The organism is Solwaraspora sp. WMMA2065 (assembly GCF_030345075.1).
Taxonomy (GTDB): Bacteria; Actinomycetota; Actinomycetes; order Mycobacteriales; family Micromonosporaceae; genus Micromonospora_E.
Genome location: NZ_CP128361.1, coordinates 2,632,958 through 2,652,234, shown reverse-complemented (window position 1 = coordinate 2,652,234; position 19,277 = coordinate 2,632,958). Strand labels below are relative to the sequence as shown.

The 19,277-nt window shown below is 72.3% G+C and carries 16 protein-coding genes; 11 read left to right on the top strand and 5 right to left on the bottom strand.

The window, feature by feature from the left end:
* Positions 1-431: 431 nt before the first annotated feature.
* The gene (locus tag O7610_RS11915; protein WP_289213291.1) at positions 432-950 is read left to right on the top strand and encodes a hypothetical protein; all 519 of its coding nucleotides are present in this window, start codon (positions 432-434) and stop codon (positions 948-950) included.
* Positions 951-973: 23 nt separating this feature from the next.
* Here O7610_RS11915 and O7610_RS11910 read toward each other — a convergent pair whose 3' ends face one another.
* Complete coding sequence (locus tag O7610_RS11910; RefSeq protein WP_289213290.1) at positions 974-2,857, bottom strand: heavy metal translocating P-type ATPase; 1,884 nt, start codon at positions 2,855-2,857, stop codon at positions 974-976.
* A gap of 342 nt (positions 2,858-3,199) precedes the next feature.
* Between O7610_RS11910 and O7610_RS11905 the strand changes: the two genes are divergently transcribed.
* The 5 genes from O7610_RS11905 to O7610_RS11885 all read left to right on the top strand — a co-directional run bounded on the left by O7610_RS11905 (position 3,200) and on the right by O7610_RS11885 (position 10,941).
* Positions 3,200-5,584, top strand: coding sequence for an ATP-binding protein (locus O7610_RS11905; protein ID WP_289213289.1), 2,385 nt, complete (start codon positions 3,200-3,202; stop codon positions 5,582-5,584).
* 110 nt (positions 5,585-5,694) lie between these two features.
* Positions 5,695-6,594, top strand: coding sequence for a carbohydrate ABC transporter permease (locus O7610_RS11900; protein WP_281550799.1), 900 nt, complete (start codon positions 5,695-5,697; stop codon positions 6,592-6,594).
* 86 nt (positions 6,595-6,680) lie between these two features.
* Positions 6,681-7,484 carry a carbohydrate ABC transporter permease gene (locus tag O7610_RS11895; protein WP_289213609.1) on the top strand — a complete coding sequence of 268 codons (804 nt, stop codon included), beginning with the start codon at positions 6,681-6,683 and terminating at the stop codon, positions 7,482-7,484.
* Positions 7,485-7,509: 25 nt separating this feature from the next.
* A complete protein-coding gene (locus O7610_RS11890) occupies positions 7,510-8,844 on the top strand; it encodes an ABC transporter substrate-binding protein (protein WP_289213288.1) in 1,335 nt (444 codons plus the stop codon).
* A 78-nt stretch (positions 8,845-8,922) separates the two neighbouring features.
* Positions 8,923-10,941: a beta-galactosidase gene (locus O7610_RS11885; RefSeq protein WP_289213287.1), complete on the top strand. Its 2,019-nt coding sequence runs from the start codon at positions 8,923-8,925 to the stop codon at positions 10,939-10,941.
* Between the two features lie 42 nt (positions 10,942-10,983).
* Here the strand turns inward: O7610_RS11885 and O7610_RS11880 are convergent, their stop codons facing one another.
* Positions 10,984-12,027, bottom strand: a complete 1,044-nt coding sequence (locus O7610_RS11880) for a LacI family DNA-binding transcriptional regulator (protein ID WP_289213286.1) — start codon at positions 12,025-12,027, stop codon at positions 10,984-10,986.
* Positions 12,028-12,181: 154 nt separating this feature from the next.
* Between O7610_RS11880 and O7610_RS11875 the strand changes: the two genes are divergently transcribed.
* Together O7610_RS11875 and O7610_RS11870 are read left to right on the top strand one after the other, a co-directional pair.
* Complete coding sequence (locus O7610_RS11875) at positions 12,182-12,946, top strand: HAD family hydrolase (protein ID WP_281550795.1); 765 nt, start codon at positions 12,182-12,184, stop codon at positions 12,944-12,946.
* A 329-nt stretch (positions 12,947-13,275) separates the two neighbouring features.
* On the top strand, positions 13,276-13,479 hold the full coding sequence (locus O7610_RS11870) for an SPOR domain-containing protein (RefSeq protein WP_281550794.1): 204 nt from the start codon (positions 13,276-13,278) through the stop codon (positions 13,477-13,479).
* Positions 13,480-13,490: 11 nt separating this feature from the next.
* On the opposite strand, the gene O7610_RS11865 is transcribed toward O7610_RS11870, so the two are convergent.
* A complete protein-coding gene (locus O7610_RS11865; RefSeq protein WP_289213285.1) occupies positions 13,491-14,030 on the bottom strand; it encodes a hypothetical protein in 540 nt (179 codons plus the stop codon).
* A 10-nt stretch (positions 14,031-14,040) separates the two neighbouring features.
* Between O7610_RS11865 and O7610_RS11860 the strand changes: the two genes are divergently transcribed.
* The 3 genes from O7610_RS11860 to npdG all read left to right on the top strand — a co-directional run bounded on the left by O7610_RS11860 (position 14,041) and on the right by npdG (position 16,285).
* Complete coding sequence (locus O7610_RS11860) at positions 14,041-14,178, top strand: hypothetical protein (protein ID WP_281550792.1); 138 nt, start codon at positions 14,041-14,043, stop codon at positions 14,176-14,178.
* 261 nt (positions 14,179-14,439) lie between these two features.
* Complete coding sequence (locus O7610_RS11855) at positions 14,440-15,492, top strand: RNB domain-containing ribonuclease (RefSeq protein ID WP_289213284.1); 1,053 nt, start codon at positions 14,440-14,442, stop codon at positions 15,490-15,492.
* Between the two features lie 97 nt (positions 15,493-15,589).
* The gene (gene npdG, locus O7610_RS11850) at positions 15,590-16,285 is read left to right on the top strand and encodes an NADPH-dependent F420 reductase (protein ID WP_281550790.1); all 696 of its coding nucleotides are present in this window, start codon (positions 15,590-15,592) and stop codon (positions 16,283-16,285) included.
* A 60-nt stretch (positions 16,286-16,345) separates the two neighbouring features.
* Here the strand turns inward: npdG and panB are convergent, their stop codons facing one another.
* Both panB and O7610_RS11840 read right to left on the bottom strand, forming a co-directional pair.
* Entirely contained in the window at positions 16,346-17,248 is a 903-nt protein-coding gene (gene panB / locus O7610_RS11845; protein WP_289213283.1) for a 3-methyl-2-oxobutanoate hydroxymethyltransferase, read from the bottom strand.
* Between the two features lie 129 nt (positions 17,249-17,377).
* Entirely contained in the window at positions 17,378-19,189 is a 1,812-nt protein-coding gene (locus O7610_RS11840) for an NAD+ synthase (RefSeq protein ID WP_281550788.1), read from the bottom strand.
* Positions 19,190-19,277: the final 88 nt, after the last annotated feature.

Here is a 19,277-nt window from a genome sequence, read left to right as displayed (position 1 = left end):
CGCTGGTGCCCGATCAGTTTTCGCCCCACCGTTGCCAGCCAGACTCCAGGCAGTCCGCTCCTTCACGCTGGCGCGGCGGTCTCCGTCCACCCCCTCACCGGAGGCACCGATGATTCGCACCACGTCCATGTCCCACCCTTCCATGGAGATCTCGCATGGTCAGTCGGGGGCGGCACCCCAAGAAGGAGATCGCCGAAGCGCTGCGCAACGCGGCGCGTGCCGGCATGCGTGTCACCAAGACGCACCGAGGCCATCGATGGGGCGAGGTGAGATGCGATACCTGTCAGGACAGCCGAGCCGTGTGGACGACACCTCGTGACTCGGCCACCCACGCGAAGCAAGTCGACCGCTTCTCCGCAGCTCACGGCCAGTGCACCACGTAGATTGTGCCGGTGTTGCCGGCCTGGTCGGCAGGAATGCGGAGTGCGACGATGACCATTCACACCTTTACCCTCGTGCTCGATCGAAGGCCGACCGAGGACGAGGTTGACGCCCTGTTCGCAGCCGGATGCGACGACGCGGCATTCGGCGTCGACGGCGGCCTCCCGGTCGCGGAGTTCGACCGGGAGGCCGCGACCGTGGCCGACGCGATCGCCTCAGCGGTCCGCGCCGTCGAGTCGGTCGGCCTGACGGCGCTGCGGCTGATCGACCAGGACCTGGTGACGCTCGCCGACATCGCGCAGCGGGTCGGGCAGAGCCGGGAGTCGATCCGCCGGTACGTCACCGGTCAGCGTGGCCCCGGCGGTTTCCCACCGCCAGTCAATCCGGCCCGGGACGGCACGTCGTTCTACCGGTGGAGCGAGGTCGCTCCCTGGGCCCGCGAGCACCTCGAGGTGAGCGTGCCGCAGGTCGACCCGTCACTCGTCGTGGCCAACCTGGTGCTGCAGGCTCGGCAGCACCGTGGCCAGGTGCCGCACATGGCGGCGCTGTCGGATCTGTTGGCGGCCTGAACCAGGGTCATTGCCGACCTGGGTCACGGCGTGCCGGGTGACGACGTGGCGGGTCGGCGGCGGCCGGGGCGCAGCGCGCGTAGCGCGTTGAGGATCACCGCGACGTCGATACCCTCCTGAGTGAACGCGCCGGCCACCGGCGGCAGCAGGCCGAACGCGGCGACCGCCATCGCCACCACCGCCAGCCCCATGCCGACCGAGGCGCTCTGCACCGCGATCCGCCGGGACCGGTGAGCGATGTCGACCGCGTCGGCGAGCCGGTCCAGCCGGTCGCCGGTGAGTACCGCGTCCGCGACCCCGGCCGCAGCGCTGGTTCCGGTGCCGCCGACCGCCACGCCCACGTGGGCGGCGGCCAACGCCGGGGCGTCGTTCACCCCGTCGCCGACCATCACCGTCACCGCGCGGGCGGACTCGTCGCGTACCCGGGCGGTCTTCTCCTGCGGCGGGCAGTGCGCAACGATGTCGTCCACCTTGACCTGCGCGGCGACCCGCTCGGCCACCTCCCTCCGGTCGCCGGTCAGCATGACCAGCCGGGTGAACCCGGCCTGCCGCAGCCGCCGCACCGTGCCGGCGGCATCGGGCCGCACCGGGTCGCGCAGCAGGATCGCCCCGGCGGGTACGCCGTCCACGCCGACCCACACCGCCGACAGCCCGTCCGCTTCGGCCCGGTCCCGGATCTGGACCGCCCAGTCCGGCAGCGGCCCGTCCGGCTGGCCGACCCGCACCGTACGGCCGTCGACCCGGCCGTGGACGCCCCGGCCGGGATCCTCGGTGACCTCGGCCGGGGCGGTCAACCGCAGGCCCCGGTCGCCGGCGGCCCGGACCACCGCGCCGGCCAGTACGTGCGGGGAGAGCTGTTCCACCGAGGCGGCCAGCCGCAGCAGCTCGGTCGGGTCGGCCCCGTCGCCGGTGACCACGTCGGCGGTCTCCGGCCTGCCGGTGGTCAACGTCCCGGTCTTGTCGACCAGCAGGGTACGGGCGTGGCCGAGCTGCTCCAGCGCACCGCCGTCGCGGACCAGCACGCCGCGGCGTGCGGCGCGGGACAGCCCGGCGACGATCGCGACCGGGGTGGCCAGCAGCAACGGGCAGGGGGTGGCGACGACCAGTACCGCGACCGCGCGGACGAACTCACCGGAGACGATCCAGCCGGCCCCGGCCAGCACCAGGGTGAACGGGACGAACGCGGCGGCGTACCGGTCGGCCAGGCGTACCGTCGGTGCCTTGCCGGCACCGGCCTCGGTGGCCAGCCGGACGATCCCGGCGTACGTGCTGCCCTGCGCGGTCTCGACGGCGCGCAGCGCGAACGCGGTCCCGGCGTTGACCACCCCGCTGGCGACGCGTTCCCCGGCGGCCCGCTCCACCGGCCGCGACTCGCCGGTCACCACCGACTCGTCGAGGGTGGCCGGCTCCTCGGCGACGCCGTCGACCGGGACCACGTCCCCGGGGCCGACGACCAGCCGGTCCCCGGTGGCGATCTCACCCACGTCGACGGTGGCGACGGTACCGTCGGCGGCCCGCCGCCGGGCGGTACGCGGCGCGTGCGCGACGAGCGCCTGCAGGTCCCGGCCGGCCCGTCGCTGCGCGTACGTCTCCAGGGTGTGCCCGCTGGCCAGCATCAGCGCCACCACCGCGCCGGCCAGGTATTCGCCGGCCAGCAGCGCGCCGACCAGGGCGAGTACGGCGATGACGTCGACGCCGATCCGCCGCCGGCGCAGCGACTGACCCATCCAGCGCAGCGCCGGCAGCAGCGCGGCGACCGTGGCGGCCGCCCACACCCCGTCGGCGGCAGGGCCGGCGCCGGCGAGCCGGAGCGTGCCGCCGGCCAGCACGACGGCAGTCAGCGCCGTCAGCGGCGCCCAGGTCCGCCAGCGGACCGACCGGTGTCCGATGGTCGGCTCGTCGTCCATCGACCCAGTCTGCCGGCCGGCGGGCCTGGCGGTGGGCGGTACGCCGGGAACGAACACGCGGGTGACCGGGGCCCCGTCCGGTCACCCGCCGCCTGACCGTAGTAAGCCGTCGCTACCCGCGAACCCGCGTGGACCAGTACATCGGCCGGCATCCTCTCTGTCCGGTGTGCATCCGTACACGTTCAGGGTGCGTTGTCGACCGGGGGCAGGAGGGTGATCACGATCATCTCCGTACATCGGCGTACACCGACTAGCATCCGCTGCGGAGCGGGTCGTCGCACGGCGGGTCGCCACAGTGCTGGCTGACCAGTGAGGGTCGTGAGAGTCGCGATGGTGCATAGAGTGGACACGCGGCCGCCCGACCGGCTGGTACGCGATGCCGCCGGGGTACGGACAGTGGACGACCTCGCCGCGTTGCTGAGGGCGTTGCGGCGGCGGCACGCCCGCCGCGAGGGCCAGCGGGTGCTGTCCTACCGGGTGCTGGCCACCCGCGCCGGCTGGTCGCACACGGCGGTGGCGGAGTATCTCACCGGGAAGACGCTGCCGCCGACGGACCGGTTCGACGTGCTGGTCGGGTTGCTCGGTGCCAGTCCGATCGAGCGGGGGGTGCTGGCCAGCGCCCGGGACCGGGTCGACGAGCGCCGTCGCGTCACCGTGCCGGCGGAGCCGGCGGTCGACCCGGTGGTCCGGGTGGTGCCCCGGCAGCTACCGCCCGCGCTGGGTCACTTCAGCGGCCGCCGTACCGAGATGGCTCAGCTTGACCGGCTTGCGCCGGACACCGGGCCGGCGCGGCGGACCGCCCCGGCCGGTACGGTCCGGATCGTGGCGGTCAGCGGCACCGCCGGGGTCGGCAAGACGACCCTCGTCGTGCAGTGGGCGCACCAGGTCGCCGACCGGTTCCCCGACGGGCAGCTCTACCTGAACCTGCGTGGGTTCGACCCGGACGGGTCGGTGACCGAGCCGGCGACCGCGCTGCGCCTGCTGCTCGACGCGTTGGGCGTACCGCCGGCCCAGGTGCCGGACGACCCGGACGCTCAGGCTGCGCTCTACCGCACCACGTTGGCCGGTCGTCGGCTGCTGATCGTGCTGGACAACGCCCGTGACAGTGCTCACGTACGGCTGCTGCTGCCCAGTTCGCCGCAGTGCCTGGTGGTGGTGACCAGCCGGAACCAGCTCACCGGGCTGGTCGCCGCGCACGGCGCCCAGCCGTTGACCCTCGATCTGCTGCATCCGGCGGACGCGGCGGAACTGCTGCGGCGCCGGATCGGCCATCGGCGGTGCGCCGCCGAGCCGGCGGCGGTGGGCGGGATCGTCGCCCGGTGCGCCGGCCTGCCGCTGGCGTTGGCGGTCGTCGCGGCGCGTGTCGTCATCGCCCCGCAGATGCCGTTGGCGGCGCTCGCCGCCGAGCTGCGGGTCGCCCAGCACCGCCTCGACGCGCTGGCACCGGACGATCCGCAGCTCGGGGTCCGCGCTGTCTTCTCCTGGTCGTACCAGGCGCTGAGCCCGTCGGCGGCGCAGCTGTTCCGGCTGCTCGGCATCCACCCCGGTCCGACCGTGTCGGCCCCGGCGGCCGCGAGTCTCGCCGGTCTGCCGGTGGCCCGGGTGCGACCGTTGCTCGCCGAGCTGGTCCGGGCGAACCTGCTCAACGCGTGTCCCGGCGGGCGTCACGGTCTGCACGATCTGCTGCGGGTCTACGCCGCAGAGCGGGCCCGGCAGCTGGAAACCGGGTCGGCGCTCGACGCCGCCCTGCGGCGGCTGGTCGACCACTATGTCCACAGTGCCTATCATGCCGACCGAACCCTGCAGCCGAACCCCGCTCCGCCGGTGCCCGGTCCGGCCCGCCCCGGCGTCGTCGCCGAGTACCCGGCGGACAGCGAAGCGGCCCTGACCTGGTTCACCATCGAGCAGACCAACCTGGATGCGGTCTTCGACGCGGCTGTCGTCGCCGGGCTGGGGGCCGAGGCGCTGCACCTGACTCAGGTGGCGTACACCTATCTGGACCGGGGTGGGCACTGGTCGGCGCTGACCGTCATGCAGCGGTCCGCGTTGCAGTTGGCCCGGCGGGTCGGCGACATCGCCGCGGAGGCGGTGGCGAATCGCAACCTGGCCCGCGCGTACCTGCGGACCAACCGGCACGCCGAGGCGCATCATCACCTTGAAGCTGCCTTGGAGCTGGAGCAGAGCCGGGGGGATCTCGCCCGGCAGGGGCTCACCCACCTGCACCTGTCGTTGCTGCGGGAGCGCCAGGACCGGCACCGCGACGCGTTGGCGCACGGGCGGACGGCGTACGAGCTGTACGCGGCGGCCGGTGACCGGCGGGGGGAGGGCAAGGCGCTCAATGTGGTCGGCTGGCAGCACGCCCGGCTCGGCGAGTACGCCGAGACGCTCGACTGGTGCGGGCGGGCGTTGCAGCTGCTGCGGGAGCTTGGTGACTGGCCCGGGCAGGCGAGTACCTGGCACAGCCTGGGGTACGCGTACCAGCATCTCGGTGACCCGGACGAGGCCGCCGTCTGCTACCAGGAGGCGCTGGAGCTGTTCCGTCGGCTCGGTGACCGGCATCTGGAGGCGCTGGTGCTCAGCGACCTGGGCGACGTCGGCTACGACACCGGAGATCTGGCGGCGGCCGAGGCGTGCTGGGGCGCGGCAGTGGGCATCCTGGACAGTTTGCGGCATCCCGACGCCGAGCCGGTCCGTGCCCAGCTGAACGGGTTGACGGGCCGGGGTTGACGCGGGGCCGGGGCGATGCAAACATCGGACCCCGATGTTTGCGCAAACATCACGTGGCTGTGGTCGATGTTTGCGCAAACAAGGCCTTCGGCTACCAAGGGTTGGGCGTGATGACCATTCCTCAGGCGCGACCCCGCAGGCTGCCGCGCCGGCGCTCGCTGGCCGGCTGGCAGTTCGTCGCGCCGTTCATGCTGGTCTTCGCGCTCGTCTTCATCGCGCCGATCGGCTACGCGATCCACCTCAGCCTCTACCGGCGGCAACTGATCGGCGGCAACTCCTTCGTCGGGCTGGACAACTACCAGCGGGCGCTGACGGACCCGCAGTTCTGGTCGGCGCTCGGCCGGGTGGCCGTCTTTCTCGCCGTCCAGGTGCCGATCATGCTGTTCCTCGCGCTGCTGGTGGCGCTGGCCATCGACAGCGGCCGGTTGTACGGCAGGAGCTTCTTCCGGGTCGCGGTCTTCCTGCCGTACGCCGTACCGGCCGTCGTCGCCACGTTGATGTGGGGCTTCATGTACGGCACCCGGTTCGGGCTGGTCGGCAACATCAACGACGCGCTCGGCGTGACGCTGCCCGACCCGCTGCACCCCGACCTGGTGCTGCTGTCCATCGGCAACATCGTCACCTGGGAGTTCGTCGGTTACAACATGGTCATCTTCTATTCGGCGCTGCGTGTGGTTCCGACGTCGCTGTACGAGGCGGCCGAGGTCGACGGCGCCGGTCAGCTGCGGGTCATCCGCGCCATCAAACTGCCGGCCATCCGGGGCGCACTGGTCGTCGCCACCATCTTCTCCATCATCGGCAGCTTCCAGCTGTTCAACGAACCGAGCATCCTGCAGCACCTGGCACCCAACGCGATCACCACCTACTTCACCCCCAACCTGTACGCGTACTCGCTGTCGTTCTCCGGGCAGCAGTACAACTACTCGGCAACTGTCGCCATCGTGATGGGTCTGGTGACCATGGCGATCGCGTACCTTGTCCAGCTGCGCGGCATCCGGGAGGGGCAGTGACGCCCGGCCCCGCCCGGGTGCGGCGGCCCGCCCCCACCCGGGTGCGCAGACCCGGACGTAGCCTGACCCTGACCGCGCTGACCGGGATGGTCCTCGTCTACAGCCTCGTCCCGCTCATCTGGCTGCTGGTCAACGCCACCAAGTCGCAACAGGGCCTGTTCTCGTCGTTCGGTCTGTGGCTAGCCGACGACTTCGCACTGTGGGACAACGTCGTCGAGACGTTGCGCTACGACGACGGGATCTTCCTCCGCTGGCTGGGCAACACCCTGCTGTACGTGGTCGCCGGGGCCGGCGGCGCCACCCTGCTCGCCACCCTCGGCGGGTACGGCCTGGCCAAGTTCGACTTCGTCGGCCGACGGGCGGTCTTCGCGATCGTCATCGGCGCGGTCGCCGTGCCCGGCACCGCACTGGCCGTGCCGACCTTCCTGATGTTCAGCCGCCTCGGCCTGACCAACACCCCGTGGGCGGTGATCATCCCGTCGCTGATCACGCCGTTCGGGCTCTACCTGATGTGGGTCTTCGCCGCCGAGGCGATCCCCGACGAGCTGCTGGAGGCGGCGCGCTGTGACGGGGCGAGTGAGATGCGCACCCTGTTCCAGATCTGCCTGCCGCTGCTGGCTCCCGGCATCGTCACGGTGCTGCTGTTCAGCATGGTCGCCACCTGGAACAACTACTTCCTGCCGCTGATCATGCTGAAGGACCCGGACTGGTACCCGCTGACCCTCGGCCTGGACGCCTGGAACGCCCAGGCCGCCACCGCCGGCGGTCAGCCGGTGTTCCACCTGGTCATCACCGGGTCGCTGCTGACCATCCTGCCGCTGTTGGCAGCCTTCCTGCTCCTGCAGCGCTACTGGCAGTCGGGTCTGGCCGCCGGCGGCGTCAAGGAGTGACCACCCATCACCGAAGGGACACCCCATGAACGGCACCACTGTGCGGGCGGTCGCGATCGCTGCGGCGGCCACCCTGGCGCTGGCCGGTTGCGGCTCCGGCGACGACCCGACCGGCTCCGCCGGTGACGAGCAGGTTTCCGCCGCCGACGTGCAGGCCGCCCTGGAGGCCGGCGGCGAGTTGACCGTCTGGGCCTGGGAGCCGACCCTCGCCGAGGTCGTCACCGACTTCCAGACCGCCTACCCGAACGTGACCGTGGAGCTGGTCAACGCCGGCACCGGCGACGACCAGTACACCGCCCTGCAGAACGCGATCGCCGCCGGTGACGGGCTGCCCGACGTCGCCCAGATCGAGTACTACGCGCTGCCGCAGTTCGCCCTCGCCGGGTCGGTCACCGACCTCACCGGCTACGGGGCCGGCGACCTGGCCGACACCTTCACCCCCGGACCCTGGTCGTCGGTGAACACCGGCGGCGGCGTCCACGGTCTGCCGATGGACTCCGGCCCGATGGCGCTGTTCTACAACCAGGAGGTGTTCGACGAGCACGGCATCGACGTGCCGGCCACCTGGGCGGAGTACGTCGACGCCGCCCGCGAACTGCACCGGGCCGACCCGCAGGTGTACATCACCAACGACGTCGGCGACGCCGGATTCACCACCAGCCTGATCTGGCAGTCCGGCGGCCAGCCGTTCCAGGTCGAGGGCACCGAGGTGCGCATCGACTTCACCGACGACGGCTCGGCCCGGTTCGCCGACACCTGGCAGCAGCTGATCAGCGAGGACCTGCTCGCCCCGGTCAGCTCGTGGAGCGACCAGTGGTACCAGGGGCTGGCCGACGGGACCATCGCCAGCCTCGCCACCGGCGCCTGGATGCCGGCCAACCTGATCTCCGGCGTCGCCGACGGTGCCGGCAAGTGGCGGGTCGCCCCGCTGCCGCAGTGGGACGCCGGCGGCACCGCCAGCGCCGAGAACGGCGGCAGTTCGCTGGCGATTCCCTCGGCTGCGGCGAACAAGGCCCTGGCGTACGGCTTCATCGAGTACGCCAACGCCGGCGACGGGGTGCAGATCCGGGTCGACGGCGGTGCCTTCCCGGCCACCACCGCGCAGCTGCAGTCGCCGGAGTTCCTCGGTACCGAGTTCGCGTACTTCGGCGGGCAGCAGGCCAACGAGATCTTCGCCGAGTCGGCCGGCAACGTCGTCGACGGCTGGTCCTACCTACCGTTCCAGGTGTACGCCAACAGCGTGTTCAACGACACCGTCGGGCAGGCATACGTGTCGGACAGCCCGCTGACCGGGGCGCTCGACGCCTGGCGGGACACCTGCGTCAGCTACGGCACCGACCAGGGCTTCGCCGTCAGCTGACCCGGCGCGGACCCGGCACCGCCGCGATGGCCGGTGCCGGGCCCGCGCACCCACCCCCCCAGAAGCGAGGAGACGTACGTGGCATTCGGTGGCGACTACCGCTGGCTGCGCTGGCCGGGCAACGGCGGCCCCCGGATCGGCTACGGTGCCGACTACAACCCCGAACAGTGGCCCCGGTCGGTCTGGGACGACGACGTGGCGGCCATGCGCGCCGCCGGGGTGAACATCGTCTCGCTGGCCATCTTCTCCTGGGCACGGCTGCAGCCCGGCCCGGACGAGTTCGACTTCGCCTGGCTCGACGACGTGATGGACCTGCTGCACGCCAACGGCATCGCCGTCGACCTGGCCACCGCGACCGCTTCGCCGCCGCCGTGGCTGACCGCCGCCCACCCGCAGATCCTGCCGGTCGACCGGCACGGCGCCACCGTGTGGCCCGGTGCCCGGCAGCACTGGCGGCCCACCTCGCCGATCTTCCGGGCGTACGCGCTGCGCCTGGTCCGGGCGATCGCCGAGCGCTACCGTGACCACCCGGCGCTGGCGGCCTGGCACGTCTCCAACGAACTCGGCTGCCACAACGTGTACGACTTCTCCGATGACGCCGCAGCCGCGTTCCGGACCTGGCTGCGGGACCGCTACGGCGACATCGACACGCTCAACCACGCCTGGGGTACGGCGTTCTGGTCGCAGCGGTACACCGACTTCACCCAGATCCTGCCGCCCCGGCAGGCCGCCTCCTACCCGAACCCGACCCAGCAGCTGGACTTCAAGCGGTTCTCCTCCGACGCGTTGCGGGAGCACCTGCGTGCCGAACGCGATGTGCTGCGGGCGGTCACCCCGGACATGCCGGTCACCACCAACTTCATGGTGATGGGGGAGTCGTCCGGGATGAACTATGCCGACTGGGCGGGTGAGGTCGACTTCGTCGCCAACGACCACTACGTGCACCCCGGACCGCAGGCCCTCGACGAACTGTCCTTCTCCGCCAACCTGACCGGCAACCTGGCCGGCGGACGGCCGTGGTTCCTGATGGAGCACTCCACCAGCGCCGTCAACTGGCAGCCGGTCAACCTGCCCAAACGCGCGGGGGAACTGGCCCGGGACTCGTTGACCCATGTGGCGCACGGCGCCGATGCGGTCTGCTTCTTCCAGTGGCGCCAGTCGGCGGCCGGGGCGGAGAAGTACCACTCGGCGATGCTGCCGCACGCCGGGGCCGACAGCGACCTGTTCCGCTCGGTCGCCGAGCTCGGCCGTACGCTGTCCGACCTGGCCGGTGTCGCCGGCAGCCCGCGCACGCCGGCACCGGCGGCGATCCTGTTCGACTGGGAATCGTGGTGGGCCTGCGAGCAGGACTCCCATCCGACGTCGCGGCTGCGGTACCGGCAGGAGGCGCTCGACTGGTATTCGGCGTTTCTCGCCCTCGGTATCCGGACCGACGTGCTGCCGGTCGCCGCCGATCTCTCCGGGTACCGCCTGGTGGTCGCCCCGATCCTGCATCTGGTGCCGGCGGCGCTCGCCGACCGGCTGCGCGGTTACGTCGCCGCCGGTGGTCACCTGGTGACCACCTACTTCTCCGGCATCGTCGACGAGCACGACCACATCTGGCTGGGCGGGTACCCGGGGGCGCTGCGGGATCTGCTCGGCCTGCGCATCGAGGAGTTCGGCCCGCTGCCCGACGGCGCACAGGTGGTGCTGGACACCGGCGCGACCGGGCAGCTGTGGACCGACCGCGTCACGGTGACCGATCCGCAGGTCGAGGTGTTGGCGGCGTACCGCACCGGCGAGTACGCCGGTCGGCCGGCGGTCACCCGCCGTACGGTCGGTGCCGGTTCCGCCGGCTACGTCTCCACCCGGCTCGGGGTGTCCGATCTGGCCGCTGTACTGGCGCGCTTCGCGACGGCCGCCGGGGTGCGCAGCGACCTGCCGGAGCGGCTGCGTGGCCGGGTCGAGTTGGCCGTCCGGGGCGAGCACTGGTTCCTGATCAACCGGACCGACGAGCCGGTGTCGTTGGCCGACGTGGCGGGCGTACCGCTGGTCGGTCCGGCCGAAACGCTGCCGCCCCGGGGGGTCTCGGTACGGGCGGTGCCGACGGCGCACTGACCGGTCGTGGGATCCGGTCAGCGTGCCGTCGGCGCCGCTGGGTCAGCGTGCCGTCGGCGGGGCGGCGGTGCTGGCCCGGACCACCAGGCGGGTCGGCACCAGGGTGGTGCCGGTCTGCGCGGTGCCGGTGCGGACCTGGTGCAGCACCGCCTCGACGCAGCGCCGGCCGACCTCGGCGAAGTCCTGGTGGACGGTGGTCAGCGGCGGGATGAACGAGCCGGCTTCGGCGATGTCGTCGAAGCCCACCACGCTGACGTCACGCGGCACCACCCGGCCGCGTTCGTGCAAGGCCCGCAGCACCCCGAGCGCCATCTGGTCGTTGGCGACGAAGATCGCGGTGCAGTCCGGTTCGTCTGCCAGTTCGAGTCCGGCCCGGTAACCGGCCCCGGCCGACCAGTCGCCGCGGCGCAGCGCCGGCACCTGGCGGCCGGCCTGCGACAAGGTGGTACGCCAGGCGGCCGCCCGCCGCTCTGCGGCGTACGACTCCGGCGGCCCGGCGACGTGCCACACCGTACGGTGGCCGAGGTCGAGCAGATGCCGGACGGCCTGCCGGGCACCGTCGGCCTGGTTGGTGTCGACCACCCGGTAGCGGTCGCCGGCATCCGAGTCGACCACGACGAGGTGCACGTCGGGAGGTAGCAGCACGGTGCTGGTGTCGAGCAGGTGCACCTCCATGATCACGATGACCGCGTCGACCGCGAGTTCGCCGAGCCGGGTGAAGGCACCGAGCACCCGGTCCTGGGTGGGAGCGGCGACCGGGATCAGCGTGATCACGTAACCCTCGGCTGCGGCGTGGGTGGCGATCGCCTCCACGGTGTGGCTGTTGCCGGTGGTGGACAGGGTGAAGGTGATCACGCCGATGGTGCGGAACTCGCCGTACTTGAGCGCCCGGGCGGCGCTGTTCGGTCGGTAGCCGAGTTGCTGCATCGCGGCGACGACCTGCTGGCGGGTGCTGGGGACGACTCCCGGGTGCCCGGTGGACACCCGGGAGACGGTCTGGGTGGAGACCCCGGCCAGCCGGGCCACGTCGGCCATCGACACCCGGCGTGGGCGACGCCCCGGCGGGTCGGGTGCGGTCGAGCTCATCGGGCGTCGACACCTTCCTCTCCCGGTGTTGGCGATGCCCGGTGCCGGGGGTACGCCGGAAGCCGTGCTGACACTAGCAGTGCTCGCGATGTTTGCGTGAACATGGCGGGGTCCGGAGTCGCCGGCGAGCCCGCCCGCCGGGGATGATGGTCGGATGCTGCCCACCCCTCGCGCCCTGCTGCTCGATTTCGGCGGAGTCATCGTCGACGCCCCCTCGATGTCACCGCAGCCGACCCACCTGGTCGACCGGCTTTGCGCGCTCGTCGGCGACGCGTTGTCCGCCGAGCGGATCACCCGGTCGCTGATCGACGGGCAACGCGAGTACGCCGCCTGGCGGGACCGGATCGGCGAGCAGGACCGCCCCCGGGAGTACGGCCACGAACAGGTCTGGCGGGAGTTCATCACACCCGGCTGGCCGGCCCCGGCCCGCGACGCGGTGCTGCGCGAGGCGACCGCGTTGAGCTACGCGTGGACCCGGCGTGCGGACTGGGCGGTACGCCCCGGTATCCGTACCGCGTTGGACGTCGCCGCCGACGCCGGTCTGCCGCTGGCGATCGTCAGCAACACGTTGTGCGGTGCCGCGCACCGCGACTTCCTGGACGCTGTCGGTCTTGGCGACCGGTTCGCCGTACAGATCTACAGCGACGAGGCAGGGGTGCGTAAACCCAACCCTGAGGTCGCCTGGCTCGCGGCGCGGGCACTCGGCGTACCGGTGGCGGACTGCTGGTTCGTCGGGGACAGCCCGGCCCGGGACATCCCGTGCGCGCGGCGGGCCGGTGCCGGTGCCGCAGTGCTGATGGTCTCGGCCCGCACCGGTCGGGAACGCGGCCAGCCCGACGGGGTGCCGGACGTGACCGTCGACGACGGCCACGGGCTGCGGCGGCTGATCGAGACCGCGTTCCCGGCCGGTGTGGACTGACGGTGCCGGCACGGGTTGCCCGGAGGTCGGTGAACGCGGTCTGCACCAGGCGTCCGGATCGCATGGACTCCCTCCTTGATGGGAGGGTATCGGCGCGCCGTTCCGCCCGACGACCATCGAACGACGACCGGTTCCCAGCGTGCACCACCGCTGCCGGTGCAGGCGTACCCCCTCAGCGGAATTGCCTGTGCCGTAGGCCTTTTCCGGGTCGGAGCGCCAATTGGGCAGTGTTGGCGTCGGATAGGAATGGCTTGCGTCTATGATGGAAAGGCTCGGACATTTTGCGCGAAACGGTGGCGCTTTGCCGTTTTTCCGTGCACAGTGTTTCCGTGAGCGACAGCGGACCTGATGGCGAGTACTTCTGGTGCCTGCGTCATCAGCGCGTGGAGTCCGGGGCGGATCTGTGTGCCGCCAAGTACCGGCTCGGTCCCTACGCCTCGAAGGCCGAAGCTGAGCAGGCGCTGCAGCGGGTGTCGGAACGTAACGAGGAGTGGGAGACCGAGGACGCCCGCTGGACCGGGGAGCAGGACTAGGCCGGTCCGGCCTACCTGGGTCGGATTCCGGAGACTCCACAGTCTCCATAGGGGACAAATCCATTGAAAGTCCGCAAGGAGGAAAAAGCCATGGTTGCTGGCACCAAAGCCGCGACCCGTCCCGCCACCCGGCGGGCGTCGAGCACCGGCACCACGAAGACGGCGGCGAAGAAGACGAGCCCGGCGGCGAAGAAGACGAGCCCGGCAGCGAAGAAGACGTCCGCACGGAAGGCGTCCGCGACGGTGGCAAGGAAACCCGCTACGAAGAAGACCAGCCCGACGGCGCGCAAGACGAGCCCGACGGCGAAGAAGGCTGCGGCCGAGAAGACCAGCCCGGCGGCGCGCAAGACGACGGCCACAACGCGCAAGACCACTCCAGCCAAGAAGACGACAGCCACCGCGCGCAAGACCAGCCCGGCGAGGAAGACCGCGACCGCAGGCAAGAGTACGGCCGCGAAAACCACGGCGACGACGACCGCGACCAGGTCCACGCCGGCCAAGGGCACCACCGGCCGGGCCGGGAAGAAGGTGGCAGCCGCGACGAAACGCACCGCTGGCCGGGTGCAGCGAGCCACTTCACCGAAGAACGCCACCCCCGCTCAGCGGGGTACCGCCAAGAAGGCGGCGGCCACCCGGAAGACCGCGAAGAAGACCACCAAGAAGGCGGGGACCCAGACCGCCCGCAAGGCTGGCCGCTGACCAGGGCGCACGGCCGCCGCATCGGCACACCCTGACCTACCGGCCGCCGACGCGCCACCGGCGCGTTCGTGGCGGCCGGCTGATAGGAATGATCCGTGCCGTTGCCCCGCCTGACCGCGTCCCGGATCGACTTTGGCGCGTTGCGCCGCGAGCTGGAACTGCCCACCGCGTTCCCGCCCGCGGCGCAACGCGAGGCGGACGAGGCTGCGTCGCGCGTACCGCCGCCGGAGGCCGACCTCCGACGCCGTCCGGCCGGCCGTCGTGTGGACGCTCGACCTGGCCGCCGACGGCGCACTGGTCGACACCCGGCTGGAACGCGCCCGGGTCCGCAGCCGGGCGCAGCTCGACTACCCGACCGTGCACGCCGCACTGACCGCCGGTCGGCTCGCTGAGCTCGCCGAGCCGATCGCCCGGCTGCCGCGCATCGGCGGGCTGCTGAGCGCGCGGGCGGCGGCGCGGGGCGCGGTCGCGCTCCCGCTGCCCGACCAGGACGTCGAACCAGCCGGCCACGGCTGGCGACTGGTGCTGCGTCCACCGCTGCCGATCGAGGAGCACAACGCCCAGATCTCGCTGCTCACCGGAATGGCTGCCGCCGACATCATGCTGCGGGCCGGCGTCGGTCTGCTGCGTACCATGCCGGCACCGCAACCGGCGGCGGTGACCCGGCTGCAGGCGGCGGCCCGTGCCCTGGGTGTCTGGTGGCCGCCGGGCGCAGCCGTCGGTGAGGTCACCGCCGGAGTAGACGCGGCACAGCCGCGCGGCGCCGCGTTCCTGGACCACGCCGCCGAGCTGCTGCGCGGTGCCCGGTACACCGCGTTCGCCGGCCAGCCGCCGGCAGAATCCGGCCACGGCGGGGTCGGTGCCCCGTACGCCCACGTCACCGCGCCGTTGCGGCGGCTGGCCGACCGGTACGCCACGGAGGTCTGCCTGGCGGTGACCGCTGGCCGGGAGGTACCCCCGTCGGTCGCCGAGGCGCTGCCCCGGCTGCCGGAGGTGATGGCCGGTACCGACCGGACCGCCGGTGCGGCGGCCCGCGCCGCGATCGACTTGACCGAGGCGGTGCTGTTGGCGAACCGGGTCGGTGCGGAGTTCGACGTTGCGGTGCTGGACGCCGACCCGGGCACCGCGAAGCGGGCGCCGCGCGGCACCGTCGCCCTCGACGAGCCGGCGGTGATCGCCCGCTGCACCGGCGCTCCACCGGTCGGCGAACGGGTCCGGGTCCGGCTGGTCACCGCCGACCCGGCCAGCCGGCGGGTGATCTTCCGGTACCCGGCCGACGAGCCTGGACCGGTCCCCGTCGCGGACGGCGGCTGACCACATCTCGGAGCAGGTGGTGGCCGGTGCGGAACCGGGTGGTGGTCGACGTCACGGTCCGGTCCCGTGCGGCCGTCCGGTGGGTGAGGATGAGCGGATGGGATATGACGCCAGCACACTGCCCGACGTCTCCGGCCTCACGGTCGGCATTATCGGCGGCACCGGCGACCAGGGACGGGGCCTGGCGTACCGGCTCGCCCGCGCCGGTCAGCCGGTCCGCATCGGGTCCCGCGACGGTACCCGGGCCGCCGCCGCGGCCAAGGAGATCGCCGCGTTGCCCGGGGTCGCGGCCGGGGTGATCAGCGGCGGCGGCAACGACGAGGTGGCCGGCGGGTCCGACTTGGTGATCATCGCGGTGCCGTGGGAGGGTCACGAGGCGACCGTCGCCGCACTGCGCGACCCGCTCGCCGGCAAGATCGTGGTCGACTGTGTGAACCCGCTCGGCTTCGACAAGCAGGGCCCGTACCCGTTGCCGGTGGCGCAGGGCAGCGCCGCACAGCAGGCCGCGGCGCTGCTGCCCGACTCGCGGGTCTGTGCCGCCTTCAACCACCTGAGCGCGCCGTTGCTGGCCGACCCGAAGATCGAGCGGATCGACCTGGACGTCCTGATCTGCGCCGAGGACCGGGAGGCGGCGGCGGTCGTCGCCGCGCTCGCCGCCCGGATTCCGGACATGCGGGGCATCTACGCCGGCCGGCTGCGCAACGCGCACCAGATCGAGGCGTTCACCGCCAACCTGATCGCCATCAACCGCCGGTACAAGGCGCATTCCGGGGTGCGGGTCACCGATCTGTGAGCTCCGCCCAGTCCCGGCGGATCTCGCGATCCGCCGGGACTGGGCGGTGACGGCGGTCGGTCAGAAGGTGTGTGCGGCGGTGGGGAACCGGCCGGCACGGACGTCGTCTGCGTACCGGCGGGTCGCGTCGGCGAGCACCCCGGCGAGGTCGGCGTAGGGCTTCACGAACCGCGGGGTCGGGCCGGACCGCATGCCGGACATGTCCTGCCAGACCAGCACCTGCGCGTCGGTCTCCGGGCCGGCGCCGATGCCGACCGTCGGCACCGGCAGGTCGTGAGTGATCCGCTTGGCGACCACCCCCGGCACCATCTCCAGCACCACGGCGAACGCGCCGGCCTCGGCGACCGCGTGGGCGTCGGCGATCACCTCGTCGGCGGCGTCGCCACGGCCCTGCACCCGGTAGCCGCCGATGGTGTGCTCCCGCTGCGGAGTGAAGCCGACGTGCGCCATCACCGGGATGCCGGCCCCGGTCAGCGCGGCGATCTGGTCGGCGACCCGCCGGCCGCCCTCGAGTTTGACCGCGCCGCAGCCGCCTTCCTTCATGAACCGTACGGCGGTGCGCAGCGCCTGCGTCGGCCCCTCCTCGTAGGAGCCGAACGGCAGATCGCCGACGACCAGCGCGCCCCGGGTGGCCCGGACCACGGCCCGGACCAGCGGCAGCAGTTCGTCGACGGTGACCGGCACGGTGGTCTCGTGGCCGAACACGTTGTTCGCCGCGGAGTCGCCGACCAGCAGCACCGGGATGCCGGCCCGGTCGAAGATCGCGGCGGTGTACTGGTCGTACGAGGTGAGCATGGCCCACCGTTCGCCGCGTTCCTTGGCGGCGGTCAGGTCACGGGTGCGGACCCGGCGGCTGACCGGTCCGCCGTACAGTGCGACGGCCTCGGCCGGCGTGGCGGGATCGGCCGGCTCGGTGGACGTGGCTGACTGGCTGGGCCCGGCGCCCGGCGTGGATCGGGACATCGTCGTCTCCTCTCACCCTCGTGGCCGCGGTCGCGGTCCCCGGGGTACGTCCCGATGGTGCCACCGGTGGCACCGGCGCGGAGAGGCTTCAGTGCAGGAATTCACACCTCACCCGGCACCCGGTGGGTCTCATCCGTCGCCGGGCTCCCGCCACCGGTTGGTGATCGGCAGTCGTCGATCGCGGCCGAATGCCTTGATCGATATCTTGGTGCCGGGCGCCGACTGCCGCCGCTTGTATTCGGCGAGGTCCACCATCCGCAGCACCCGGTCGACCAGCGCCGGATCGTGCCCGGCGGCGACCAGGTCGTCGCGGCCGGCATCGCCGTCGATGTAGCCGGTGAGCACCCCGTCGAGGAGCGCGTAGTCGGGCAGCGAGTCGGTGTCGAGCTGACCGGGCCGCAGCTCCGCGCTGGGTGGTTTGGCGATCGAGTTCTCCGGGATCGGTGGTTCGTCGCCGCGTCGCACGGCGTCGTCGTTGCGCCACCGGGCCAGCGTCCACACCAGCGACTTCCAGACGTCCTTGATCGGGTTGAAGCCGCCGACCGAGTCGCCGTACAGGGTGGAGTAGCCGACCGCCAGTTCGCTCTTGTTGCCGGTGGTCAGCACCAGATGGCCCTCCTGGTTGGACAGCGCCATCAGGATCACCCCGCGTACCCGGGCCTGCAGGTTCTCCACGGCCAGCCCGGAGAGCGAGATGTTGGCCAGGAACGGATCCACCATCGGTTGGATCGGCTCGATCCGGTAGTCCAGGCCGGTCCGTTTGGCCAGTTCGGCGGCGTCGGCCCGGGAATGTTCGGAGGAGAACTGACTGGGCAGCGAGACGCCGACGACCCGGTCCGGGCCGAGCGCGTCCACCGCGATCGCAGCCACCACCGCCGAGTCGATCCCGCCGGACAGCCCCAGCACCACCGAGGAGAAGCCGTTCTTGCGGACGTAGTCGCGCAGCCCGAGCACCAGCGCCGACCAGATCTCCGCCTCGGTCGGCAGCGGCTCGGCGACCCCGCCGCTGACCGGCCCACCCGTCGGGTCGACCGGCCGGTCACCGACCGCCACCCGGTCGACGGTCATCCGGTCCGGGCCGTCCGGGGTCTCCGGGGTGGCCGTCGCGTCGGCGGTCTCCGGGGTCGCGGCGCGGTCCTGCGCCGGGGCGTCCGCGGCCGGCAGCGTCAGGTCGTGCAGCAGCAGATGCTCGACGAACTGCGGCGCGCGGGCCAGCAGTGTGCCGTCCGCGGCGACGATCATGGAGTCGCCGTCGAAGACCAGTTCGTCCTGGCCGCCGACCAGGTTGACGTACGCCACGGTGGCGCCGGCCTCGGCGGCCCGCCGCCGCACCAGTGGCAGCCGGGCGTCGTCCTTGTCCAGCTCGTACGGCGACCCGTTGACCGTGACGACCAGGCCGACGCCGGCGCGGCGGGCGGCGGTGAACGGTCCGCCGGCCTGCCACAGGTCCTCGCAGATGGTCAACGCCACGTCGACCCCGCCGACGCGCACGACGGTCAACGCGGTGCCCGGCACGAAGTAGCGGTCCTCGTCGAAGACGCCGTAGTTGGGCAGGTGGTGTTTGAAGTAGGTGGCCGCCACGGTGCCGCCGTGCAACACGGCGAGGGCGTTGCGCGGACCCCGGCCGGGGTCGGCCTCGGCGCTGATCGCGGCCGGCCCGTCGGCGTCGAGGTAGCCGACCAGCACGGGTACGTCGCCGAACCCGTCGGCGGCCAGGTCGGCGGCGAGTTGCCCGACGCCGGACCGGGCGGCGGCGACGAACGACTCCCGGAACACCAGGTCCTCCACCGGGTAGCCGGTGAGCATCATCTCCGGGAACACGACCAGTTGCCCGCCGGCGTCCACCGCCGTACGGGTGTAGTCGCGGACCAGTCGGGCGTTGCCCGGTAGATCGCCAACGGTGGGGTTGACCTGGGCGAGGGCGATGCGCAGCGTCGGCATGTCGCTATCTTCCCCCAGCGCGACTCCGACCACCCCGCCGGTCGCCGACGCATTGCGGAGGGGACCGGTCAGGTGACTGTGCGGACAT